Source organism: Serratia sp. GW822-FHT06E05, assembly GCF_058799445.1.
The window spans coordinates 172,975-197,731 of sequence record NZ_JBXALM010000003.1 but is presented as its reverse complement, the minus strand read 5'-3'; the positions used below and the strand labels follow the sequence as shown (position 1 = coordinate 197,731).

The window sequence follows — 24,757 nt, the reverse complement described above, 5'->3', positions numbered from 1 at the left end:
ATGGTCAAAATTAAAGCTGAAACGCCCACAGAATCCACTCTTTACGCAGTTATACGTTGGGCTGTGCGCCAGCTCGCTTTACTGACTAAAAAAGCGGCGTCAGGGTTTCATTATGGAACGTGAAGGGGAAAGTAATGTTCCATAATGAAACGAAAAATCCCGAGATCGCAAAGCAAGCGGCAAGCCCTATAGTCAGTCCATAACAACGCGGCGGCACAAGACCGACGCAGCATCACCTGATATCTGAACGTTACCATCGCCAATTTCCCTACAAGGATCCGGTTATGTTGAGAATCATCCAGTCTCCAGGCAAGTACATTCAGGGCGCCAACGCATTGGCCGCCGTGGGCGAATACGCCAAAAACCTTGCCGACCATTATTTCGTGATTGCCGACGACTTCGTGATGAAGCTGGCGGGCGATACCCTGATGGGCAGCCTGCAACAGCACGGGGTGAAGCACCATGCCTGCGTGTTCAACGGCGAATGCTGCCATAAGGAAATCGACCGGCTCGGCCGGGAACTCAAGGCTCACGGTTGTCGCGGAGTGATTGGCATCGGCGGCGGCAAAACGCTGGATACCGCCAAAGCGATTGCATATTACCAGCATCTGCCGGTGGTGCTGATCCCGACCATCGCTTCCACCGATGCGCCGACCAGCGCGTTATCGGTGATTTATACCGAACAGGGCGAATTTGCCGAATACCTGATTTACCCACGCAATCCCGACATGGTGGTGATGGACAGTGCAATTATCGCCAAGGCCCCGGTGCGGCTGCTGGTGGCGGGCATGGGCGATGCGCTGTCGACTTATTTTGAGGCGCAGGCGTGTTTCGATGCGCAGGCCACCAGTATGGCGGGCGGCAAATCGACGCTGACAGCCCTCAGTTTGGCGCGCTTGTGTTATGAGACGCTGTTGGCGGAGGGCGTCAAAGCCAAGCTGGCGGTCGAGGCCGGAGTGGTGACGGAGGCGGTCGAGCGCATTATCGAGGCCAATACCTACCTGAGCGGCATCGGCTTTGAAAGCAGCGGATTGGCGGGAGCGCATGCCATCCACAACGGCTTTACCGTGCTCGAAGAGTGCCATCATCTGTACCACGGCGAGAAAGTGGCTTTTGGCACGCTGTCGCAGCTGGTGCTGCAAAACAGCAGCATGGAGCAGATCGAAACGGTGCTGGATTTCTGTCAGCAGCTCGGTTTGCCGATCACGCTGGCGCAAATGGGGGTTAGCGGCGATGCGGCAGAGAAAATCATGGCGGTTGCCGAAGCCAGCTGCGCTGCCGGCGAAACTATCCACAATATGCCGTTCAAGGTCACGCCGGACAGCGTTCAGGCGGCCATTCTGACGGCAGATCGGCTGGGCAATGCCTGGCTGCAACGACACTCAAGCTGATGCCGCAGGGGCGCAGCAGGCTGCGTCCCGTGGGCCAAACGAGGAAATAACCGTGAAGAAACTGATTAATAAGGTGGAATCGGTACTGGAAGAGCAACTGCTGGGGCTGGCAGAGGCGCACCCGGAGCTGTTGGTGCATCAGGAGCCGGTGTTCGTCACTCGCGCCGACGCGCCGGTCGCGGGCAAAGTGGCGATCCTGTCCGGCGGCGGCAGCGGCCATGAGCCGATGCACTGCGGTTTTGTCGGCGAAGGCATGCTCGACGGCGCCTGCCCGGGCGAAATTTTCACCTCGCCAACGCCGGACAAAATGTACGAGTGCGGCCAGGCGATCGACGGTGGTGCCGGGGTGTTGTTGCTAATAAAAAACTATACCGGCGACGTGCTGAACTTTGAAACTGCCACCGAGCTGCTGCATGACAGCGGCGTCCAGGTGGCGACGGTGCTGGTGGACGATGACGTGGCGGTCAAAGACAGCCTGTTCACCGCCGGACGTCGCGGGGTGGCCAATACCGTGCTGATGGAAAAATTGCTCGGTGCGGCAGCGGCGCGCGGCGACGATCTGGATAGCCTGGTGACGCTGGGCCACAGCATCAACAATCACGGGCATTCGATCGGCATCGCATTGGGAGCCTGTACCGTACCGGCCGCCGGCAAGCCCTCGTTCGTTCTGGCGGAAAACGAGATGGAGTTTGGCGTCGGCATTCACGGCGAGCCGGGCATTGCACGGCGTCCGTTTACCACCCTCAATGCGGCGGTGGACGACATGTTCCATACCCTGATAGACCATGGCCATTACCAGCGCACCCTCCGCGTTTGGGATCGTCAGCAGGGGGAATGGCGTGATGAAGCGCAAACCAAGCAGCCGCTGACGCGCGGCGATCGCGTGATTGCATTGGTGAATAACCTGGGTGCGACACCTCTGTCCGAGCTGTATGGCGTCTATCACCGTCTGGCGGAACGTTGCGCCGAAGCAGGCTTGATCGTCGAACGCAGCCTGATCGGTTCTTACTGCACGTCGCTGGACATGCAAGGGGTTTCAATCACGCTGCTGAAGGTGGATGACGAGTTGTTGTCGCTGTGGGATGCGCCGGTGAAAACGCCTGCGCTGCGTTGGGGTTGCTGAGGAGGAATTATGGCGTTAACCAAACAACAAGTGGTCGATTGGCTGATGCGTTGCGGCGAAGTGTTTACTCAGCAGCGCGATTTCTTGACCCGGCTGGATACCGAGATCGGCGACGCCGACCACGGGCTTAATATGAACCGCGGCTTCAACAAGGTGGTGGAGAAACTGCCTTCGGTGGCGGACAAAGACATTGGTTTTATCCTGAAAAACACCGGCATGACGCTGCTGTCCAGCGTGGGCGGCGCCAGCGGTCCGCTGTTTGGCACCTTCTTCATTCGTGCGGCGCAGGCGGCGAATGCCAAACAGAGTCTGGATCTGGCAGAGCTGCATCAACTGATGCAGGAAGGCGTTGATGGCGTAGTGATGCGCGGCAAGGCGGAACCGGGTGATAAAACCATGTGCGATGCCTGGTGGGCGGTGGTGGACAGCCTTGGTCAGTCGGTTGAGCAGCAGCTTGGCGTCGCGGAAGCCCTGCAGCGCGCCAGTGAGCGGGCAGAGCAGGCGGTCGAAAGCACTATCACCATGCAGGCGCGCAAAGGGCGAGCCAGCTATCTGGGTGAGCGCAGCATCGGTCATCAGGACCCGGGCGCAACTTCGGTGATGCTGATGATGAAAACGCTGGCAGAGGTCGCCGGCCAATAGCAGGAGGCGAGATGATCAATATCGTTGTTGTTTCACACAGCGCACAGTTGGCTCGCGGCGTTGAGGAACTGGCATTGCAGATGATGCGTGGCGACGGCTGCAAGCTGGCGCTGGCAGCGGGTGTCGATGATGCGGAGCACCCGATAGGCACCGATGCGATCAAGGTGATGGAGGCGATAGAGTCGGTGGCCGAGGGCGCGGGCATTGTGGTGCTGATGGACCTGGGCAGCGCGCTATTGAGCGCGGAAACTGCCATCGATCTGCTGGATCCGGCGCTGGCCGCCAAAGTCAGGCTGTGTTCGGCGCCGTTGGTTGAAGGGACGCTGGCCGCCGTGGTTGCCGCAAATGCCGGCGCCGGGTTGGAGCAGGTGCTGGCCGAGGCGCAGGGCGCGCTGCAGGCCAAGCAGGCGCAACTGGGCGAGGGTACTGCGCCCGTGGTCAAAAAGGTTGAATTACCGCTCACTCAGGGGAAAAGCGTCAGTTGGACGGTGCAGAACCCACATGGGCTGCACGCCCGCCCGGCGGCCCGGCTGGCGGAAGCGCTGGCGCCGTTCGATGCCGAACTGGTGCTGGAAAAGCAGGGGCAGTGCGCCAATCCTCGCAGCCTTAACCAGCTGGCATTGTTGCAGGTGCGTTATGGCGACACCATCCGGCTGATTGCCGACGGTGCGCAGGCCGACCAGGCGCTGGCGGCCTTTAGCGCATTGGCGGAGCAGCACTTTGGTGAAACCGTCTCTGAGCAAAGTTTACCTTCGCTGCACGGTATACCGGTGGCGGAAAGCGTCACCAGCGGCCCGGTTTGGCAGGCGTACAGCTTCTGCCCGGCGATCACCGAACGCCAGATTGGCGCCGATGACGTACTCAACGAACAGCAGCGGCTGCGTGAAGCGCTGCAACATACGCTAAGCGATTTGAACCGCCTGGCGGAGCGCACCGGCTCGTTGATTGGCAAGCCACAGGCGGCGATTTTCGGCGCACACAGCATGTTGCTGGACGATCCGGACCTGCAACAGGCGGCCTATACCCGCATTGCCCGTCAGCAATGCAGCGCCGAGCAGGCCTGGCAGCAGGAGATGGAAGCGATAGCCGAGGAGTATCGCGCACTGGACGACGAATATATGCGGGCGCGTGAGCTGGATGTGCGCGACATGCTGCGCCGCACCTTGAGCCATCTGCAGCAGCAGCCGTTGCCGTTAATCACGCTGACCACACCGTCGATTCTGGTGATGGACGAACTGATGCCGTCTGACGTGGTGATGTTAGATCGCCGACTGGTGCTGGGCATCTGCCTGAGCGGTGGCAATGCGCTGTCGCACAGCGCGATCCTCGCTAAGGCGATGGGGATCCCGATGGTGATTGGCATGCACGACTGCATGAGCAAAACCCGCAACGGCCAAAAGGCGATGCTGGATGCGGCACGCGGGGTATTGCAGCTCAGCCACTGACGGCCGCCTCAGGCGCGCAGCTTAAACTGGCGGATATCAATCTGATACTGTTTGATTTTCCGCCACAGCGTAGTGCGGCCAATCCCCAGCAGCTGCGCCATTTCATTCAATTGCCCGCGGCTGACGTTGGCCGCGCGAATGATCGCCTGGCGCTCCATTTCCGCCAATGTTAACAGCGGCATACCCGGCTGCGGATCGCTTTCCAGTAAGGGCTGTTGACCGAGCAGGTGCTCGGGCAGATCGGCCAGCTGCAGGTGGTGGCCGTGGCACATCATCGCCGTGCGCTCCACCACGCCTTTCAGCTCCAGATCGTTGCCGGGCCACAGATAGAGCCCAAGTTGGGTCATCACCTCGTCGTCTACCCGGAAGCGGCACTGGAAATGCTGTTCCAGCGTACGCAGATGATGCTTCACCAACAGTGGAATATCGCTCAGGCGCTGGCGTAACGCCGGGATCTGGATCTCGAACGCCTGCAGGCTGTAAAACAGCTGACGGCGAAAGCGATTTTGCTGCACCAGCAATGGCAGATCGGCGGCGCTGCTGGCGATCACCCGCACGTCGACGGGGATCACTCGGTTAGAGTTGAGCCGCATTACCACGCCGGTTTTCAGCACCTGTAACAGTGCCGACTGCATTTCCATCGGCAAATACTCAATCTGCTCCAGGTACAGCGTCCCGCCGTTGGCCAGTTCAAACTTGCTGAGCTGGCCCGCTTCCTCTTCGTTGGCGTCGCTGCCCAGCAGCTCGCGCAGCCCCTGGGCCTCCGGCAATAGCTGACAGTTGAGGGCGATATAGGGCCCGGCGGCGCGATCGCTGGCATTGTGGATCGCCTGACTGAGTTGTTCCTTGCCGACGCCTTCTTCGCCACACAGCAAAATGGGATGCTGCCCCTTCGCCGCCTGTTGGCCATAGCGGATCAAGCGACGCATCTCCAGCGAGGCGGACGGCATCTGTTCAAAGCTGTGGCTGACGCGCCCCAATTGGCTGCTGACATACTGGCGCAGCCTTTCCAGCGGGTGCAGCAGGGCGATAAAGCTGCAGCGCTCGCCGTCGAAGATCGGCTTCAGGGTCAATAGCGTTGCGATAAACTGCCGCTGGCTCTCAAAGGTGACTTCAACGTGCTGCAGCGCCTGACGCTGGGCGATAGCTCGGTTGAGCAACGCGGGCAGCGTCAGCAGCTGTGTCAGCGGTTTGCCCTGGCTTTGCTGCTCATCCAGTTTCAACAGGGTGGCGGCACGCTGGTTGATGTACTGCAGATAGCCGCGATGGTCCCAGGCCATAACGCCGTCATCCACGCCGTCGAGCAGGCCGTAAAGCTGGTTCAGGTGGCGGTTGGACTCGGCAAGGAGGCCATCGGCATTCAGCGAATTACCGATTTCGCGTGCCAGCGCCAGCGTCAGGGACAGATCGCCGGCGGCGCAGTCGGCCAGCAGACAGCCCAGCGCAATTGACCCGCGTTGACGGCCGCTGTTGTCATAGACTGGGGTGGCGCAGAATGACCAGTCGTGCAGCGCCTGACGCACGTGCTCGCTGCCGCGTACCTGTATCGGATGCCCCTCCGATGCTGCCAGCGACGGTGCATTGGTGCCGATATCACCTTCCGCCCAATAGGCGCCGGGGGTAAACCCCAACAGCTGCAGACGTTCGCGAGTCAGGACATCGCCGCACAGCCACAGCATGCAGCCGCTTTCGTCGAGGATAGCCAACAGGCAGCGGCGCTGTTCCATGTATTCGCAGGCGTCCTCCAACGCTGCCTGGCCGAGCGTCAGCAGATCGTTCTTACGCTGGCAGATTGACGTAAAAGTCGCGCCCAGCGCGCAGTGGGGGGCTTTCCACACCGCAGGCTGCATCAGGCTGCGACAACGTAGCCAGGAAGCATAAATTGCCGGAGCAGGGCGCTGGGCCGGCGGCAGTTCGCCTTCGATCAGGCGTTGCCAGCGTGAAGTGTTCTCCATCGGATCCCATCCAAACGAGATAAAGCGATAGCCGTGATGATATCACCCCCTCTTCTTTTCGACGGTTTGTCGTTGCCATATTGACGATGAAGATCACATCGCAGTGATTTGCCGCTTTTCTGTTATTTTTATTTCCCATAACCTGTCATACAGGTTGATAGCTTCTGCCTGAGGGGCAGGGTACGAATCCGTAATCGGTGATAAATAAAATTTTTTTCTTCAGGAGATAAGGTGATGAAACTGGGTTTCGGTCTGTACAAGCATATGCTGGATGATGAGCACTTTGCCTTTGCTCGCCAGTGCGGTGCGACGCATGTCGTGGTGCACATGGTGGATTACTTTCATCGAAACGATCGTTTTTCTCGTTCGAATCAGCCCGTGGGCGATACTCAAGGGTGGGGAACGGCACAGGCGGAGATCTGGAGCACGGAAGAGCTGCTCGATATTCGCGCCCGGATGGAGAAATTCGGCCTGACATTTTTTGCCATCGAAAACTTCGATCCCTGTCATTGGGACGACATTCTGTTTGATGGCCCCAAAAAAACTCAGCAGATAGAAACGGTTAAACAAATTATTCGCAATGTGGGTGCCGCCGGTATTCCCGTTTTTGGCTATAACTTCAGCCTGGCCGGGGTCGCCGGTCGAATAGAGGAAAATAAAGCGCGTGGCGGAGCAAAAACCGTTGGGCTAAACGGAGCCAATGAGCAAACAGAAAGCCCGCTACCGGCCAGCATGGCGTGGAATATGGTGGTGGATGAAGATGCTACAGGGTTGAGAGAGGTGGCGACGAAAGAGCAGCTTTGGCAGCGTCTTGAGTGGTTCCTGGCGCAGATTGTCCCGGTGGCGGAAGAGGCTGGCGTCAGGCTGGCAGCGCATCCGGATGATCCACCGCTCGAGTTTGTACGCGGTCAGCCGCGGTTGGTCAATCAACCGCATTTGTATCAAAAATTGCTGGATTTGCAACCCAGCCACGCGAATGCGCTGGAATTCTGCCTTGGCACTATCGCCGAAATGTCAGAGGGGGATGTTTACCAGGCGGTGGAGCAGTACGCACAGCAGGATGCCATTGCTTATATCCACTTTCGCAATGTGAAAGGCAAAGTGCCGTACTACCATGAAACCTTTATCGATGAAGGTGATATAGACATGCCGAAGGTGTTGCGAGTGCTAAAAGAGTGCAAATTTAACGGTGTATTGATCCCCGATCATTCGCCGCAGATGAGCTGTGAGGCGCCATGGCACTCGGGTATGGCCTATGCGATGGGATACATGAAAGCACTTATGCAGGTTATTTGAGCCTTTTCTCGATTTTCAGCCAGTTCTTCTGCCCAAACACACAGAAGTGAATTCCTGCTATTGGGGCTGAGGATCCAAATCTATAAGCCGAGACAAAAAAAACGGGGCTGGCAGATGCCATACCCCGTTTTCAATGCTGTGCGCGAATCAGTTGCGGAATGGATTACCGCTGTTGCGTACAGGCGGAGTGGTTGTGCTCACCGGCGCAGAGGTCCGGGTAGCGGCAACCGGTGCCGGCGCTGCGCTTTGCTGTGCAGGCGCATTATCCTGATAACCGTCGGCATAAGCGTCTTGCGCCGTGGTCGGTGGCGCTACCACGTCTTGCGAGGTAGAGATTGGTTTGCCCAATGCACCGTTCAACAGCATCAGGTCGTTCTCGTTCAAGGTACCGAGTGCGAACTTGATGTTCAACTGGTTGATCAGATAGGTATAACGCGCGCTGGAGAGCTGTTGCTTGGCGTTATACAGCGTGGTGGTGGCATCCAGCACGTCGACGATGGTGCGGGTACCGACCTGATAACCTGCTTCCATTGCATCCAGTGAACTCTGAGCCGACACCACTGCCTGTTTGTAGGCGTTGATGCTACTGATCGAGGCGTTCACGTTATTGAATGAGGAACGAACAGTCTGCACCACGTTACGGTGTGCACTTTCCAGTTGCTCACTGGCGCCGACGAAGTTGTACTGTGCTTGTTGCACCTGCGAGTTGGTCTGGCCACCGCTGTAAAGCGGCATATTAAAGCTCAGGCCCACTTTGTTCTGACCAATATCGGCGTCTGGCGTTGAATTACGCGAGCCGTTGTTTTTGGTGTTACTGACTGCCGTTGACGCATTGAAGTCAATCGTTGGCATATAGCCGGTTTGCGCAGAGCGGATCTGCTCGCGGGCCAGATCCTGGCTCAGGCGAGCGGATAACAGGCTCAGGTTGCGGCTTTCGGCCTCTTTCAGCAGATTATTCACTGCTTCCGGACGCTGGGTGCTGAAACGGTCGGTATTCAGCGAAGCCAGTTCCGGGTAGAAGGTGCCGGTGACCTGGCGCAGTTTTTCCAAGGCGTTATCCAGCGTGTTACGGGCAGTGACTTCCGCCGCCAGCACCGTATCGTAGTTGGAACGGGCGTTCTGCACGTCGGTGATTGCTACCAGACCAACGTTAAAGCGCTGAGTGGTTTGATCCAGGGTGCGATATACCGCCTGTTTCTGCGCTTGGGTATAGGACAGTGAATCGATGGCGCTCAGCACGTTGAAATAGGCGGTGGCGGTATCGAGGATCAGCTGTTGCGACGAAGTCTGAAACGTCACGTCGGAGATGCCGGCAGTTTTTTCCTGCAGCGTCAGCGCGCGCCATTTCGACATGTCGAAGATGGTTTGGGTCAACGCCAGTGAACCACTGGTGGCATCGCTGTTCTGATCGCGACTGTCACGGTAGCCATTGGTGTGGGTATAACCCGCACTTAACCCCAACTGTGGCAGTAAGGGGCTGCGCGCTTCATTGATTTTTTCGAATGCGGCGTCACGGTCAGCGGCGGTTTTGCGCAGATCCGGGTTACTTTCCCTGGCCTGTTTGTAGACCTGCAGCAGGTTCTCTGCCTGGCTCATTGCACTGAAGCCGCCCAGGCTCAGTCCGATAAGAAGGGGGAGCAGTTTCTTCATTTGCATTCCTTGTTGTGCAGCAATATTGCTATGTAGTTAGCGCTGACGATAGACGAAATAGTTGCCGATTCTAACAGAGTCTGTTGTACGCATAAGGTGGCGGAATGTGCCATCTTGCGTAACTTTTACCTTTCAGGCAGCCTGTTTACCTTAGTTCAACTGGCTGCGTACGTCACACCTGATATCATGGCTCACAATCTATCATAAAGCCGCGGAAGATTATCCCGCCGTTTCTGTCATCAAAACTGTTTATTTTATCGGCATACTCACGCAGGAGAATTCGCTTATGAGCCACTCGCAGCCATCGCCCGTTACTCTCGATAAAAATGATGTAGAAATTATTGCACGTGAGACACTTTACCGTGGTTTTTTTTCACTCAATTTATATCGCTTTCGTCACCGTTTATTCAACGGCGATATGAGCCCGGAGATTAAGCGCGAAATTTTCGAGCGTGGGCACGCGGCGGTGCTGCTGCCTTATGACCCGGTGCGTGACGAGGTGGTGCTGATTGAACAACTGCGCATCGCTGCGGTCGATACCAGTAGCTCGCCCTGGCTACTGGAAATGGTGGCGGGTATGATCGAAACCGGCGAAAGCGTTGAAGACGTGTGCCGCCGCGAAGCGCAGGAAGAAGCCGGCGTGACGGTCGGACGCTGCAAGCCGGTGCTGAGTTATCTGGCGAGCCCAGGCGGCACCAGCGAGCGCTTGTCGATCATGGTCGGCGAGGTGGACGCCACCACGGCGGAAGGTATCCATGGACTGGAAGAAGAGCATGAAGATATCCGTGTCCATGTGGTCAGCCGCGAACAGGCTTACCGCTGGGTTGAAGAGGGCGCGATTGATAACGCGGCATCAGTGATTGCATTGCAGTGGCTGGCGTTGCACCATGAATCGTTGAGAAAAGAGTGGGCCAACTAATGAAACAGCGCTATACCCCTGATTTCCCCGAAATGATGAGATTGTGCGAAACCAACTTCGCGCAATTGCGCCGCTTGTTGCCGCGCAACGATGAAGTGGGCGAAACGGTGACTTATCAGGTGAGTGGCGCCAGTTATCGTCTGACTATTGTTGAATCCACACGTTATACCTCGCTGGTGCAGATTGAGCAGACCGTCCCGGCGGTCTGCTACTGGAGCCTGCCTGCCATGACGGTGCGCCTGTATCATGACGCGATGGTTGCGGAAGTGTGTTCAAGTCAGCAGATCTATCGCTTTAAAGCGCGTTATGATTATCCCAACAAAAAGTTGCATCAACGCGACGAAAAGCATCAAATTAACCAGTTTCTTGCTGATTGGTTGCGCTACTGTTTGGCGCATGGAGCGATGGCGGTTCCGGTTTGTTAGACAGACTGAGATAACAAAGGACACCATTTGGAAAGCCTGTTTAAACCGACCGTGGCAAGTGGGGCCAGGGTCAGGATTCTGCAAATAACAGATACCCACCTTTTTGCCGGCGAAAATGAGACTTTGCTCGGCATCAATACCTATCGCAGCTATCACGCGGTGTTGGACGCCATTTTGGCGCAGCAGCGTGATTTTGATTTGGTCGTCGCCACCGGTGATTTGGCCCAGGATCATTCATTGGCTGCCTACCGGCATTTTGCCGAAGGTATTGCCCGTCTGCCGGCGCCTTGCGTCTGGTTGCCGGGTAACCATGACTTTCAGCCGGCGATGGTCGACGCATTGGCCGCCGCCGGTATCGCCCCGTCAAAGCAGGTGCTGGTGGGCGACCACTGGCAGGTGTTGCTGCTGGACAGTCAGGTTTTCGGCGTGCCGCACGGCGAACTGAGCGAGTACCAGCTTGAGTGGATGGAGCGCTGCCTGCAGGCCTATCCCGAGCGCTATACCCTGATGCTGCTGCACCATCATCCGCTGCCTTCCGGCTGCACCTGGCTCGATCAGCACAGCCTGCGCAACCCACACATGCTGGGTGCGGTGCTGCTGCGCTACCCGAAAGTGAACACGCTGCTGTGCGGGCATATTCACCAGGAGCTGGATCTGGAGTGGCAGGGGCGTCGTCTGCTGGCGTCGCCCTCTACCTGCGTGCAGTTCAAACCGCACTGCACCAATTTTACCATCGACGATGTTTCGCCCGGCTGGCGCTATCTTGACTTGCTGCCGGACGGCCGTATCGAGACGCAGGTTTTCCGATTGGAAAACGACGACTTCCGCCCCGACATGGATTCGGATGGGTACTGATGCCTTCTACGCTGCTCTATCTGCACGGTTTTAACAGTTCGCCGTACTCGGCCAAAGCGACGTCCTTCAAGGCGTGGCTGGCCGAGCATCATCCGCATATCGAAATGTTGGTGCCACAGCTGCCGGTTTTTCCGGCTGAAGCCGCCGAAATGATCGAGAATCTGGTGATGGAGCGTGCCGGGCAGACGATGGGCCTGGTCGGTTCCTCGCTGGGTGGCTACTACGCGACCTGGCTTTCGCAGTGTTTTTCACTGCCAGCGGTAGTGGTTAACCCTGCCGTGAAGCCGTTTGAGCTGCTGATTGACTACCTTGGCGAAAACGAGAACCCCTACACCGGCCAGCAATATGTGTTAGAGTCACGACACGTTTACGATCTGAAAACGATGCAGATCGATCCCTTGGAGTCACCGGATTTAATCTGGTTGCTGCAACAAACGGGCGATGAAATTCTCGATTATGGGCAAGCGGTGGCCTATTACACTGCGTGCCGTCAGACGGTGGAGTCGGGTGGAAACCACGCTTTCATCGGTTTCGAGCACTACTTCCCCCAGATTGTGGATTTTTTAGGGCTCAACGCTGTCTGAGCAGACGGTTCCGGCACCTTCCTTTAACCACGAAAAAATAATCAACGATGACTCAATCCAGCTATAACGCTGATGCCATTGAAGTACTCAGCGGTCTAGAACCAGTGCGCCGTCGTCCCGGCATGTATACCGACACGACGCGCCCCAATCACCTCGGCCAAGAGGTGATAGATAACAGTGTCGATGAAGCTTTGGCCGGTCACGCCAAGCGCATCGACGTGATTTTGCACGCCGATCAGTCACTGGAAGTGATCGACGACGGCCGCGGCATGCCGGTGGATATCCACCCTGAAGAAGGCGTGCCTGCGGTTGAGTTGATCATGTGTCGTCTGCACGCCGGCGGTAAATTCTCCAATAAAAACTACCAGTTCTCCGGCGGTCTGCACGGCGTGGGGATCTCGGTGGTTAACGCCCTGTCGAAACGGGTGGAAGTCAACGTCAAGCGTGACGGTAACGTCTACAGCATTGCCTTCGAAAACGGCGACAAGGTGCAGGAATTGGCGGTGACCGGCAGCTGCGGCAAGCGCAATACCGGCACCAGCATCCACTTCTGGCCTGACGAGCAGTTCTTCGACAGCCCGCGTTTCTCGGTATCGCGCCTCAGCCACCTGCTGAAGGCCAAAGCGGTGCTGTGCCCCGGCGTTGAAATTTACTTCATCGACAAGCTGAACAACACCGAGCAACGTTGGTGCTATCAGGACGGCCTGACCGATTACCTGATGGAAGCGGTCAACGGCTTGATCACCCTGCCGGAAGCGGCCTTTGTCGGTAACTTCTCCGGCGATACCGAGGCGGTGGACTGGGCGTTGCTGTGGCTGCCGGAAGGCGGTGAGCTGCTGACCGAAAGCTACGTCAACCTGATCCCGACCATGCAGGGCGGTACCCACGTCAACGGCCTGCGTCAGGGCCTGCTGGACGCGATGCGTGAGTTCTGCGAATTCCGCAATATTCTGCCGCGCGGCGTTAAGCTGTCCGCCGAAGATATCTGGGACCGCTGCGCCTATGTGCTGTCGGTCAAGATGCAGGATCCGCAGTTCGCCGGCCAGACCAAAGAACGTTTGTCGTCGCGCCAGTGCGCGGCCTTCGTTTCCGGCGTGGTGAAAGACGCCTTCAGCCTGTGGCTGAACCAGAACGTTCAGGCGGCGGAACAACTGGCCGAGTTGGCGATTTCCAGTGCCCAGCGGCGTTTGCGTGCCGCCAAAAAAGTGGTGCGCAAGAAGCTGACCAGCGGGCCGGCATTGCCGGGCAAACTGGCCGACTGTACGTCGCAGGATCTGAACATGACCGAACTGTTCCTGGTAGAAGGGGACTCGGCGGGCGGTTCAGCCAAGCAGGCGCGCGATCGCGAATATCAGGCGATCATGCCGTTGAAAGGCAAAATTCTCAACACCTGGGAAGTGTCTTCGGACGAAGTGCTGGCCTCGCAGGAAGTGCACGACATTTCCGTGGCGATCGGCATTGACCCGGACAGCGAAGATCTTAGCCAACTGCGTTACGGTAAAATCTGTATCCTGGCGGATGCGGACTCCGACGGTTTGCACATCGCCACGCTGCTGTGCGCGCTGTTCGTGCGTCACTTCCGTTCGCTGGTGAAGGGCGGCCACGTGTATGTGGCGATGCCGCCTCTGTACCGTATCGATCTGGGCAAAGAGGTGTACTACGCGCTGGACGAAGAAGAGAAAGCCGGCGTGCTGGAGCAGTTGAAGCGCAAAAAAGGCAAGCCTAACGTTCAGCGCTTTAAAGGGCTGGGCGAGATGAACCCATTGCAGCTGCGTGAAACCACGCTCGATCCGAATACCCGCCGTCTGGTGCAATTGACGGTGAGTGACGACGATGTGGATCAGACGCTGGCGATGATGGACATGCTGCTGGCCAAGAAGCGTTCAGAAGACCGCCGTAACTGGCTGCAGGACAAAGGCGATATGGCCGAGCTTTCTGTCTGACTGTCAGGCCCGGCTTCTCTGCCGGGCCTTCTTTCCGCAGGGGCGCTGCGTGCGGCACCCGACCACTCTGGGCGGCATGCATGAAAATCACCCTCGAAGAGTTACTTGCCTTTACCACCGTCGTTGACAGCGGCTCCATCACTGCCGCAGCCGAACAGCTCGGCCAGACCACCTCCGGCATCAGCCGCGCACTCAGCCGGTTGGAAAAAAAACTCGATACGACCCTGATGCGCCGCACCACGCGTCGACTGGAGCTGACCGAAGAAGGCCAGAATTTTCTCAGCCACGCGCGTGAGATTATCCATTCGGTGGAAAATGCCGAAGAGCAAATGGCGTTGCGCAGGTTGATTCCTGCCGGGAAACTGCGGGTCAACGCTGCCGCTCCGTTTATGGAACACGTGATCGTGCCGCTGGTGGCCGGCTTCCGGCAAAGCTATCCGCAGATTGAACTGGAACTGAATACCGATAACCTGATCATCGATCTGCTGGAAAAGCGCACCGACATTGCCATTCGCATTGGCGCGCTGCGGGACTCGACCATTCATGCACGTCTGTTGGGCTCCAGCCGCTTGCGTATTCTTGCCAGCCCGGAATATCTCGCGCGCAATGGTACACCGGGCAGCGTGGAAGCGCTGCGCGAGCACTGCCTGCTCGGGTTCACCCAGCCGGAGTCGCTCAACCTGTGGCCGTTGCGCTATCAGCAAGCGCAGCATTTTGCCATTACCCCGACAATCTCGGCTTCCAGCGGTGAAACCCTGCGTCAGTTGGCGTTACGGGGGGAAGGGATAGTGCAATTGGCGGATTTCATGACGCGAGACGATCAGCGTGCGGGGCGACTTATACCCTTGCTGGAACAGGAAACGCTGGATGTGCGCCAACCGATTAATGCGGTGTATTACCGCAATACCCAGTTGGCGGCGCGTATTACCTGTTTTCTGGACTACGTCAGTGCGCATATTGATGCGCAGACGCTGTAGAAAACGGCTGGCTGTTCCCAACCGGTCTTACAGGGCGTTGCCCAGCACGTGAATGGTCACGCCCAGCACGCTGTCTTTGATGGTGTCACGATGACGGTGCATGTGAGCGATATCCAGATGCTTTTCCAGATGCGCCTGACTGGCCCATTTCTCCAGCATAAACACCGAATCCGGCGACAGCTTCTGCCATGGCGCCTGGGTGTGGCTGTCGATCATCGGCGTGTATTCGCTACAGCCATCCTCTGCCAGTACCAGCGGAACCAGTTTCTCAATCGCCTTCAGAACCGTTTCACGGTGGCCCGGCTTGGTTTTGATTTCTGCAATTACGGTGATCATCATTACCTCATTGGTTGACGTGTATTCCCATCATACTTCAAGCCGCCTCTTTGTTGGCTGTCCGTACTTACCCCGGTCACGTACCACTTGTACGCTCCCGCGGATGCGTTTGGTTGCCGCCTTGATGCAACTTGAATTATCTCGGGAATAACCTATCAGTTAAGCAAAAATTTCGGTCAGATGCGCGCGATAACGTGCGATGTCGCTGTCGATATCCGGTTGTTTAATCACATCATTACAGATAAAGGTCGGCAGCGCTTCCATTCCCAGGAACTGATTGGCCTTATGGAAATGCAGATACACGCCGTCGACGCCGACGCCATGGAAGAACTGATCCGGGTCGGTAAAGGCTTCCAGCGGGGCGTTCCAGGTCAGGCTCAGCATGTATTTCTTGCCCTGGATCAGGCCGCCGGAGCCGTACTTCTTGCCGGCGTCAGAGCGGGTACGACCGTCGCTGGCGTACAGGCTACCGTGCCCGGCGGTGAACACTTCATCGATGTATTTTTTCAGGATCCACGGCTCGCCCATCCACCAGCCCGGCATTTGATAAATCACCACGTCGGCCCACAGGTATTTTTGCACCTCGGCTTCGATGTCGTAACCGTCGTCGACGACGGTGACCTGCACCTGGTGCGGTACATCGCGCAGGAAGCTTTCCGCCACGTCGCTCAGGGTTTGATTGAGTTCGCCGTTGGAATGGCCAAACTGCTTTTTAGCATTGATAATCAGGATATTGCTCATTATTCACGGCTCCTGTCAGAATTAGAATGTGTGATGTTCTCCGCGCCGGGGGCGGGAAACATTTCGCTGAGAAGCAGTGTAATCGTTAGCAATACAAGTAAAAATGCGATCCAGCGCACAACAGTGTTGACTGTGAGTCAATAAATGCGCCACCGCATAGCGCTATTTTGCACAAAACTGCCTGATACACCGGCTTCGCCGGATGATTGCTGCGCCATCTGTGACAGCTACCCTGCTGATGGGTTACTATCGCAGGCAGAATCAACCCTTTGTCGTCCAGGGATTGCCAAGCCACGGTCTGAGGATAATTGAGTAATGAGTGATCTGACTCATGACGGTGTAGAGCGTTTACCGCTGCACACATTCACTGAAAACGCCTATCTGAACTATTCCATGTACGTCATCATGGATCGGGCGTTGCCGTACATCGGTGACGGTTTGAAGCCGGTACAACGCCGCATCATCTACGCCATGTCGGAACTGGGGCTGAGCAACAGCGCCAAATTCAAAAAATCCGCCCGTACCGTCGGTGATGTGCTGGGTAAATACCATCCGCACGGCGACAGCGCCTGTTATGAAGCTATGGTATTGATGGCGCAGCCATTCTCTTATCGTTATCCGCTGGTAGACGGCCAGGGGAACTGGGGTGCGCCGGACGATCCGAAATCCTTCGCCGCGATGCGTTATACCGAATCGCGCCTGTCCAAATATGCGGAAGTGTTGCTGGCCGAGCTGGGTCAGGGCACCGTTGACTGGGTGCCGAACTTTGACGGCACTATGCAAGAACCGAAGATGTTGCCGGCACGTCTGCCCAACATTCTGCTGAACGGCACCACCGGCATTGCCGTGGGCATGGCGACCGATATCCCTCCGCACAACGTGCGTGAAGTGGCTGCCGCTGCGGTGGAGCTGCTCGAGCGGCCGGGCGCTTCGCTTGAAGACCTGCTCGAGTTCGTGCAGGGGCCGGACTTCCCGACCGAAGCCGAGATCATCACGCCGCGCGACGAAATTCGCAAAATCTATCAAAATGGCCGCGGTTCAGTGCGTATGCGCGCCGTTTGGAAGAAAGAAGACGGCAGCGCGGTGATTACCGCCTTGCCGCACCAGGTTTCCGGCGCCAAGGTGCTGGAGCAGATTGCCAGCCAGATGCGCGCCAAAAAGCTGCCGATGGTTGAAGATCTGCGTGATGAATCCGATCACGAGAACCCAACGCGGCTGGTGATCGTGCCACGTTCCAACCGTATCGATTTGGAACAGGTGATGAACCACCTGTTTGCGACCACCGATCTGGAACGCAGCTACCGCATCAACATGAACATGATCGGTCTGGACAACCGCCCGCAGGTCAAGGGGCTGGTAGAAATCCTGACCGAGTGGCTGGCGTTCCGTCGCGATACGGTACGCCGTCGCCTGAATTACCGTCTGGAAAAAGTGCTGAAACGCCTGCACATCCTCGAAGGTTTGCTGGTGGCGTTCCTCAATATCGATGAAGTGATCAACATCATCCGTACTGAGGACGAACCCAAGCCGGTGCTGATGGCGCGTTTTGGTATTTCAGACACTCAGGCCGAAGCCATCCTCGAACTGAAACTTCGCCATTTGGCGAAGCTGGAAGAGTTCAAGATCCGGGGTGAGCAGGACGAACTGGCCAAAGAGCGCGATCAACTGCAGGCGCTGCTGGCCTCCGAGCGCAAGCTGAACACTCTGATCAAGAAAGAGATCCAGGCCGATGCATTGGCCTACGGCGACGATCGCCGCTCGCCGATTACCGAGCGTTCGGAAGCCAAGGCAATGAGTGAGCACGACTTCGTGCCTTCTGAGCCGGTGACCATTGTGCTGTCTGAAATGGGCTGGGTGCGCAGCGCCAAGGGCCACGATATCGACCCAAGCGGCCTGAGCTACAAGGCGGGCGACAGCTTCCGCAGCGCGGCGCGCGGCAAAACCAACCAGCCGGTGGTGTTTATCGACTCCACCGGACGCAGCTACGCGCTTGATCCGTTGACGCTGCCTTCGGCACGCGGGCAGGGCGAGCCGCTGACCGGTAAGCTGACGCCACCGCCGGGCGCCACCATTGAGCAGGTGCTGATGGCGGCGGACGACCAAAAACTGCTGATGGCTTCCGACGCCGGCTACGGCTTCGTTTGCACCTTCAACGATTTGGTGGCACGCAACCGTGCCGGCAAGGCGATGATTACTCTGCCGGACAACGCTAAAGCGCTGGCGCCGATGGAGATCCACGGCGACGACGATATGCTGCTGTCGATCACCGCAGCCGGTCGCATGCTGCTGTTCCCGGTTGCCGATCTGCCTCAGTTGTCGAAGGGCAAAGGTAACAAGATTGTCTCTATCCCGTCGGCGCAGGCCGCCTCCGGTGAAGACAAGCTGACATGGCTGTTCGTGTTGCCGCCGCAGACCTCTGTGACGCTGCATGTGGGTAAACGCAAGCTGACGCTGCGTCCGGAAGATTTGCAGAAGTTCCGTGCGGAGCGGGGCCGTAAAGGCACCTCACTGCCACGTGGCCTGCAGCGTATCGATCGCGTAGAGATCGACGCGCCTGCACGAGCGCCGACGGGCGACAGCGAAGAGTAACCCTGAGGGAATAACAAGCGGGCGCAGCATATTGCGCCCGCTTTTTTTCACTCAACCGGCAATTATTTTCAAATAGTTAACATTTCTCTGCATAAAATTATTGTGCGTATCGCCGGCTGGCGGGAAAATAGCAAAAAAATGCAGGGCAGGTTTTCAGCCCCTGCAATCAAAGAATGAGTTTACCCAAAATAATTGGAGTTGCATCAAGGCGGCAAGGCCGTAAATCCCTGGGAGCTTAGTAAACTAAGTGACTGGGGTGCGCGGACGCAGCCAACACAGATGCAGCTTCAAGTATGAAGTGAAAAAGGGACCTGCGCAGCGTTTCAGGCTGTGTCGGCAGTGTGCTAATGAGGTTGTTATGTTATTAATTTTGCGTGCCATTCTTGCCACTCTGTATTGTATTTTGGTGTGCATCTTCGGTTCTATTTACTGTTTGTTCAGCCCGCGCGATCCTCGCCATGTGGCGACCTTCGGTCATCTGTTTGGCCGCCTTTCCGGGTTATTCGGTTTGAAGGTGGAAGTCCGCGTACCGGCCGATGCGGCCAAAAATGGCAACTGCATTTATATCGCCAACCACCAGAATAACTACGATATGGTGACCGCCGCCAAAGCGGTGCAGCCGCGTACCGTGACCGTGGGTAAAAAGAGCCTGCTGTGGGTACCGTTCTTTGGTCCACTGTATTGGCTGACCGGTAACCTGCTGATTGACCGTGATAACCGCGCCAAAGCGCACGGCACCATTGCACAGGTCGCCGAACAGTTTAAAAAACGCGACATTTCGATCTGGATGTTTCCTGAAGGCACCCGCAGCCGCGGGCGCGGGCTGATGCCGTTTAAAACCGGCGCATTCCATGCGGCAATCGCCGCCGGGGTGCCGATTGTGCCCATCTGCGTTTCCACCACCAGCGGTAAAATTAATCTTAACCGTTGGAATAATGGTCATGCGATCGTCGAAATGTTGGAGCCGGTCGATATCAGCGGCTACGGTAGAGAAAATGTGCGTGAGCTGGCGGCCCATTGCCATGAGCTGATGCTGGCGAAAATCGCCGAGCTGGATGCGGAAGTCGCCCAGCGCAATGCCGCCGGAAAATAATATTCCTACCGGCTTCAAAGAATGAACTTTTAAACGGCGCCAAATGCCGTTAACGCCGGGGCTCCTGCTAATCTGATTAACAGGGGCCCGGTCTTTGCACACGGTTTAGTCATTGCTTTTCATGGAGAAAATATGTCACTCAGTCGACGTCAGTTTATTCAGGCATCGGGCTTGGCGCTGTGCGCGGGAGCCGTGCCGCTGAGGGCTGAGGCGAGCGGAACGCAGACCCCGTTACCTGTTCCCCCGTTGCTGGAATCCCGCCGTGGGCAACCGCTGTTTTTAACCTTACAGCGTGCCCACTGGGCATTTATGGATAACCGCAAGGCGTCGGTGTGGGGCATCAACGGCATGTACCTTGGGCCGACGGTGCGGGTTTACAACGGTGATGACGTAAAGCTGATTTACAGCAACCGCCTGCCGGAGCCGGTGGCGATGACCATCAGCGGCCTGCAAGTGCCGGGTACGTTGATGGGGGGCGCGCCGCGCATGATGTCTCCCAACGTTGACTGGTCGCCGGTGCTGCCGATCCGCCAGAATGCGGCCACCTGCTGGTATCATGCCAGCACCCCTAACCGCATGGCGCCGCATGTTTACAATGGCTTGACCGGGCTGTGGCTGGTCGAAGACGAGGTCAGCAAATCGCTGCCTTTGCCGAATCACTATGGCGTAGATGACTTCCCGCTAATCATTCAGGACAAGCGCCTCGATAACTTCGGCACGCCGGAATACGATCCGCCGTCGCAGGGGGGCTTTGTCGGCGATACGCTGTTGGTTAACGGCGTACAAAATCCTTATATCGAAGTCTCCCGCGGCTGGGTGCGCTTGCGCCTGCTTAATGCTTCCAACTCACGTCGCTACATGCTGCAACTGAGTGACGGGCGACCGCTCAACGTGATCGCCAGCGATCAGGGCTTTTTGCCTGCGCCGGTCGCGGTACAGCAGCTTTCGCTGGCACCGGGCGAACGTCGTGAAGTGTTGATCGACATGTCAAAAGGCGATGAGGTGACGATCACCGCCGGCGAAGCGGCAGGCATTATGGATCGCCTGCGCGGCTTGTTTGAACCTTCGAGCATCTTGGTCTCTACCCAAGTGCTGACGCTGAAACCGACCGGGCTGTTGCCGTTGGTGACCGATAACCTGCCGATGCGCTTGTTGGCCGATCAACTGTTGGACGGCAGCGTCAGCCGCACCCGCGAGTTCCGTTTGGGCGACAGCCAGGCCGGGATCAACGGGGCGATCTGGGACATGAATCGCATCGATGTGCAAACTCAGCAGGGGAGCTGGGAGCGCTGGAATATCCATGCGGATACCCCGCAGGCGTTCCACATTCAGGGCGTACAGTTCCTGGTCAAGCGCGTTAACGGTGCGCAGCCAATGGCAGAAGATCGCGGTTGGAAAGACACGGTGTGGATCGACGGGGACGTTGAGCTGTTGGTTTACTTCAATCAGTCCACCTCAGAACATTTCCCGTTCCTCTACTACAGCCAGACGCTGGAAATGGCAGATCGCGGCAGCGCAGGCCAGTTTATGGTGCAGCCTGCGCTGTAAATTCGCTGGGTACGGCAGCTAAGCTGCCGTACCCAACATCGTCAGAAAGGCCTGCACCACCGGCGTCGCACTGTCGGCATGGTAAATGGCGTACAAATCCGCTGACGGTGCCTGCTGCAGCGGGCAAAAACGCACGCCGGGCCACGGAATGCGGCCGTAGCTGTCCGGCAACAGCGTGATGCCATAGCCTTCGGCCACCAGCGCCATCAGGGTTTGCGGTTCGTTGACCTGATAGGCGATATCCGGTTTGAACCCCTGCTGCAAACACAGGTTGTGCAGATATAGCCCCAGACTGGCCTCATGAGGCGGCAGCACGATGAATTTTTCATGCCGCAGCGCCGCCAGCGGCAGGCTTTCCGCCTGTGCCAGCGGGTGATCGAGCGGTAGCACCAGCGCAATGTTCTCCCGTGCCAGCAGTTGGCATGCCAGCCCCGGTAATATCTGTTCCCTGGCTTCTCGCCACACGCCGATATCAATATGACGTTTTTGCAGCGCCGTTATTTGCTGGCCGGGTGTCAGTTCGTTCAACGCCCAGGTGACGTTGGCCGTTTTTTCGGTAAAGCGCTTCAGCGCCGGTATCAGCCCACCCCACACCGATGTGCCGACCATGCCAATCACCATATGGCCCGCTTCGCCACGCCCCAATTGCTGCACCTGATTGAGTGCATTACCCGCCTGATCCAATAGCATCTCGACGTTGTGAAACAAGGTTCGGCCCGCCAGCGTCAGCGCCATCGAGCGGGTGGTGCGTTTGAACAGCTCTACGCCCAGTTGGCTCTCCAGCTCTTTGATGTGTTTGCTGAGCGGGGGTTGGGAGATGTTCAGCCGCAGTGCGGCTTGGGTGAAGTTCATCTCTTCCGCCACCACGCGAAAATAGTGCAGCAGGCGGAAGTTAATCCGGCTGGGATCCGGCAGTTGTTGTGGCTGCTTTAGGTTGATGATGGCCTCCTGATGCGAGCAATTTATAGATGAATGGAATAAATCAGCCGCCAATAATGTATTGGTCGCCGGTGCGCATCGCTCTCTACTATGGGGATTATTTCACCCTTCCACAGAAGAGAATACTATGTTTAATCAAGAAGATGCTTTTTCCTGTGCTGAAACTATCCGCGCCCGCCTGCCGGGCTTCCAACCGCGAGCGGCTTTGATTCTGGGCTCCGGCTTGGGGGCATTGGCGGAGGTGATGACCGACACCCTGACCATCGACTACGCCGAACTGCCGGGTTTCCCGGTCAGCAGCGTGGTGGGGCATGCCGGCCAGTTGGTTGCCGGCTGGCTGGAAGGTGTTCCTGTCGTGTGCATGAAAGGGCGCGGTCATTACTATGAAGGGCGCGGTATGCAGGTGATGACCACTGCCGTACGTACCTTCAAACTGTTGGGCTGCGAATTCCTGCTGGCGACCAACGCCGCCGGTTCGTTGCGCCAGTCGGTGCCGCCGGGCAGCCTGGTGGCCCTCACCGATCACATCAACTTTATGCCCGAGTCGCCGTTGGTTGGCGATAACGATGAGCGTTTTGGTCCGCGCTTTTTCAGCCTGGCCAATGCCTACGATCGCGATTTGCGTGCTCAACTGACGCAGGTGGCCCAGCGCGTGGGTATTCCGCTGGCGGAAGGGGTGTTTGCCGCTTACACCGGGCCCAACTTCGAAACCCCGGCTGAAATTCGCATGATGCAAACGCTGGGGTGCGACGTGGTCGGCATGTCCATCGTGCCGGAAGTGCTCTCTGCGCGCCATTGCGGGCTGAAAGTACTGGTGGTTTCGGCGATGACCAACTACGCCGAAGGGCTGTCCGATACGCCACTGTCCCACGAGCAAACGCTGAGCTGCGCGGCCCTGGCGGCAGAAGACTTTATGCGCCTGATCCGTGAGTTCTTCAAAACGCTGTAACGCTGCAAATTCCCCCGCGGCGAGGTGCAGGGGCCTGGCCGCGTGAATCATCGTTTTAATCAAAATAATAAGGTGATGGTGATGGCAATAAAAACGCGACTGAAGATAATGGTTTTTCTGCAGTTTTTTATTTGGGGTGCCTGGCTGGTTACGCTGGGATCTTACATGATTAATACCCTGCATTTCAGCGGGTTGCAGGTGGGCATGGTGTACAGCGCCAAAGGCGTCGCGGCGCTGATTATGCCGGGGCTGGCGGGCATTCTTGCCGACCGCTGGATCAGGGCCAATTACCTGTACGCGCTGTGTCATCTGTTCGGTGCGCTTGCGCTGTATTGCGCCGCCCAGGTTGAGCAGCCGATGGTGATGTTCTGGGTCATGCTGTTCAACGCCATGGTGTATATGCCGACCATTTCGCTTTCCAACGCCATTGCCTATTTCTGCCTGGAAAAGCACGGTTACGACACGGTGAAAGATTTCCCCCCGGTGCGGGTATACGGCACCCTGGGCTTTATTGTGGCGATGTGGCTAATCGGCTTTAGCCGAATTGAGCTGAGCAATATGCAGCTGTATCTGGCTTCTGCCGTGTCACTGTTGCTGGCCTGCTATTCTCTGACGCTGCCGAATTGCCCGACCAGCAAAGTCGAAAAATCGAAAAGCTGGTTCAGCGTGCTGGGGCTGGACGCGTTGGTGCTGTTTCGCCAGCGGCGTATGGCGCTGTTTTTCCTGTTTGCCATGCTGTTGGGCGCGGCACTCCAGATCACCAACACCTTCGGTAATCCCTTCCTGCATGATTTCGCGAGCAACCCGCTGTATCAGGACAGCATAAGCGTCCGATACCCGGCGGTGCTGTTGTCGTTGTCACAAATCTCCGAGGTGTTCTTTATCCTCACCATTCCGTTCTTCCTGCGTCGATACGGCATCAAACAGGTAATGCTGATCAGCATGGCGGCCTGGACGCTGCGCTTCCTGTTCCTGGCCTATGGGACCCCGGTTGGTTTCGGCTTTGTGCTGTTGCTGCTGTCGATGATCGTTTACGGCTGTGCCTTTGATTTCTTTAATATCTCCGGGGCTATCTTCGTTGAGAAAGAGGCCGATAGCCGCATCCGCGCCAGTGCGCAGGGGTTATTCATGACCATGGTCAACGGTATCGGCGCTTATCTGGGGGCGATAGCCAGCGGCGAAGTGGTGGATTTCTTCACCCACGACGGCGTAAAAGATTGGCAGAGCATCTGGTTGATCTTCGCGCTGTATACGTTGGTGCTGGGGATCATTTTTGCGCTGACCTTCAACTATCAGCACCGGCCGGAAGAATATGTCGGGCCGGTAGAGCGAGCGCATTAGAAAAAGAAGAGGGGCG

Annotated in this window: 21 protein-coding genes; 16 read left to right on the top strand and 5 right to left on the bottom strand. The window is 57.3% G+C overall.

Annotated features, from left to right (window positions below):
• Window positions 1–284: 284 nt before the first annotated feature.
• The 4 genes from AC1RKC_RS10875 to dhaM are packed head-to-tail and all read left to right on the top strand — an operon-like array spanning window position 285 to window position 4,601.
• A complete protein-coding gene (locus AC1RKC_RS10875; protein ID WP_493092464.1) occupies window positions 285–1,391 on the top strand; it encodes a glycerol dehydrogenase in 1,107 nt (368 codons plus the stop codon).
• Between the two features lie 52 nt (window positions 1,392–1,443).
• The gene (gene dhaK / locus AC1RKC_RS10870) at window positions 1,444–2,514 is read left to right on the top strand and encodes a dihydroxyacetone kinase subunit DhaK (RefSeq protein ID WP_041415710.1); all 1,071 of its coding nucleotides are present in this window, start codon (window positions 1,444–1,446) and stop codon (window positions 2,512–2,514) included.
• Window positions 2,515–2,523: 9 nt separating this feature from the next.
• Window positions 2,524–3,156 carry a dihydroxyacetone kinase subunit DhaL gene (dhaL, locus tag AC1RKC_RS10865; RefSeq protein WP_020828694.1) on the top strand — a complete coding sequence of 211 codons (633 nt, stop codon included), beginning with the start codon at window positions 2,524–2,526 and terminating at the stop codon, window positions 3,154–3,156.
• 11 nt (window positions 3,157–3,167) lie between these two features.
• Window positions 3,168–4,601, top strand: a complete 1,434-nt coding sequence (dhaM, locus tag AC1RKC_RS10860) for a dihydroxyacetone kinase phosphoryl donor subunit DhaM (protein WP_349525929.1) — start codon at window positions 3,168–3,170, stop codon at window positions 4,599–4,601.
• 8 nt (window positions 4,602–4,609) lie between these two features.
• Here dhaM and dhaR read toward each other — a convergent pair whose 3' ends face one another.
• Window positions 4,610–6,556 carry a dihydroxyacetone kinase operon transcriptional regulator DhaR gene (gene dhaR, locus AC1RKC_RS10855; protein ID WP_020828692.1) on the bottom strand — a complete coding sequence of 649 codons (1,947 nt, stop codon included), beginning with the start codon at window positions 6,554–6,556 and terminating at the stop codon, window positions 4,610–4,612.
• 234 nt (window positions 6,557–6,790) lie between these two features.
• On the opposite strand from dhaR, the gene AC1RKC_RS10850 reads away from it, so the two are divergent.
• Window positions 6,791–7,852, top strand: coding sequence for a mannonate dehydratase (locus AC1RKC_RS10850; RefSeq protein WP_493092496.1), 1,062 nt, complete (start codon window positions 6,791–6,793; stop codon window positions 7,850–7,852).
• Between the two features lie 147 nt (window positions 7,853–7,999).
• Here AC1RKC_RS10850 and tolC read toward each other — a convergent pair whose 3' ends face one another.
• Window positions 8,000–9,502 (bottom strand): outer membrane channel protein TolC, encoded by a 1,503-nt coding sequence (tolC, locus tag AC1RKC_RS10845; RefSeq protein ID WP_046372603.1) that lies wholly within the window; start codon window positions 9,500–9,502, stop codon window positions 8,000–8,002.
• Between the two features lie 286 nt (window positions 9,503–9,788).
• Between tolC and nudF the strand changes: the two genes are divergently transcribed.
• From nudF to AC1RKC_RS10815, 6 genes are all read left to right on the top strand, one after another.
• Window positions 9,789–10,421: an ADP-ribose diphosphatase gene (nudF, locus tag AC1RKC_RS10840; RefSeq protein ID WP_020828689.1), complete on the top strand. Its 633-nt coding sequence runs from the start codon at window positions 9,789–9,791 to the stop codon at window positions 10,419–10,421.
• Window positions 10,421–10,846 (top strand): DUF1249 family protein, encoded by a 426-nt coding sequence (locus AC1RKC_RS10835; RefSeq protein WP_493092463.1) that lies wholly within the window; start codon window positions 10,421–10,423, stop codon window positions 10,844–10,846. Before nudF ends, AC1RKC_RS10835 begins: the two co-directional genes overlap by 1 nt.
• Before the next feature lie 27 nt (window positions 10,847–10,873).
• Window positions 10,874–11,701: a 3',5'-cyclic-AMP phosphodiesterase gene (cpdA, locus tag AC1RKC_RS10830; RefSeq protein WP_020828687.1), complete on the top strand. Its 828-nt coding sequence runs from the start codon at window positions 10,874–10,876 to the stop codon at window positions 11,699–11,701.
• Complete coding sequence (yqiA, locus tag AC1RKC_RS10825) at window positions 11,701–12,285, top strand: esterase YqiA (RefSeq protein ID WP_261136099.1); 585 nt, start codon at window positions 11,701–11,703, stop codon at window positions 12,283–12,285. The genes cpdA and yqiA overlap by 1 nt, the downstream gene beginning before the upstream one ends.
• 47 nt (window positions 12,286–12,332) lie before the next feature.
• On the top strand, window positions 12,333–14,228 hold the full coding sequence (parE, locus tag AC1RKC_RS10820) for a DNA topoisomerase IV subunit B (protein WP_020828685.1): 1,896 nt from the start codon (window positions 12,333–12,335) through the stop codon (window positions 14,226–14,228).
• A gap of 80 nt (window positions 14,229–14,308) precedes the next feature.
• Complete coding sequence (locus AC1RKC_RS10815) at window positions 14,309–15,205, top strand: LysR substrate-binding domain-containing protein (protein ID WP_128864549.1); 897 nt, start codon at window positions 14,309–14,311, stop codon at window positions 15,203–15,205.
• A gap of 27 nt (window positions 15,206–15,232) precedes the next feature.
• On the opposite strand, the gene AC1RKC_RS10810 is transcribed toward AC1RKC_RS10815, so the two are convergent.
• Both AC1RKC_RS10810 and AC1RKC_RS10805 read right to left on the bottom strand, forming a co-directional pair.
• On the bottom strand, window positions 15,233–15,541 hold the full coding sequence (locus AC1RKC_RS10810; RefSeq protein ID WP_020828683.1) for a putative quinol monooxygenase: 309 nt from the start codon (window positions 15,539–15,541) through the stop codon (window positions 15,233–15,235).
• 159 nt (window positions 15,542–15,700) lie between these two features.
• Window positions 15,701–16,282: an NAD(P)H-dependent oxidoreductase gene (locus AC1RKC_RS10805; RefSeq protein ID WP_020828682.1), complete on the bottom strand. Its 582-nt coding sequence runs from the start codon at window positions 16,280–16,282 to the stop codon at window positions 15,701–15,703.
• Between the two features lie 315 nt (window positions 16,283–16,597).
• Here AC1RKC_RS10805 and parC point away from each other — a divergent pair, with 315 nt between their 5' ends.
• From parC to ftsP, 3 genes are all read left to right on the top strand, one after another.
• Window positions 16,598–18,871, top strand: coding sequence for a DNA topoisomerase IV subunit A (gene parC, locus AC1RKC_RS10800; protein ID WP_020828681.1), 2,274 nt, complete (start codon window positions 16,598–16,600; stop codon window positions 18,869–18,871).
• Between the two features lie 358 nt (window positions 18,872–19,229).
• Window positions 19,230–19,964, top strand: coding sequence for a 1-acylglycerol-3-phosphate O-acyltransferase (locus AC1RKC_RS10795; RefSeq protein ID WP_020828680.1), 735 nt, complete (start codon window positions 19,230–19,232; stop codon window positions 19,962–19,964).
• 132 nt (window positions 19,965–20,096) lie between these two features.
• Window positions 20,097–21,512, top strand: a complete 1,416-nt coding sequence (gene ftsP / locus AC1RKC_RS10790) for a cell division protein FtsP (protein ID WP_020828679.1) — start codon at window positions 20,097–20,099, stop codon at window positions 21,510–21,512.
• Window positions 21,513–21,530: 18 nt separating this feature from the next.
• Here ftsP and AC1RKC_RS10785 read toward each other — a convergent pair whose 3' ends face one another.
• The gene (locus AC1RKC_RS10785; RefSeq protein ID WP_488765362.1) at window positions 21,531–22,427 is read right to left on the bottom strand and encodes a LysR family transcriptional regulator; all 897 of its coding nucleotides are present in this window, start codon (window positions 22,425–22,427) and stop codon (window positions 21,531–21,533) included.
• A gap of 151 nt (window positions 22,428–22,578) precedes the next feature.
• Between AC1RKC_RS10785 and xapA the strand changes: the two genes are divergently transcribed.
• Window positions 22,579–23,400: a xanthosine phosphorylase gene (xapA, locus tag AC1RKC_RS10780; protein ID WP_046372607.1), complete on the top strand. Its 822-nt coding sequence runs from the start codon at window positions 22,579–22,581 to the stop codon at window positions 23,398–23,400.
• Window positions 23,401–23,481: 81 nt separating this feature from the next.
• A complete protein-coding gene (locus AC1RKC_RS10775; protein ID WP_041415706.1) occupies window positions 23,482–24,741 on the top strand; it encodes a nucleoside permease in 1,260 nt (419 codons plus the stop codon).
• Window positions 24,742–24,757: the final 16 nt, after the last annotated feature.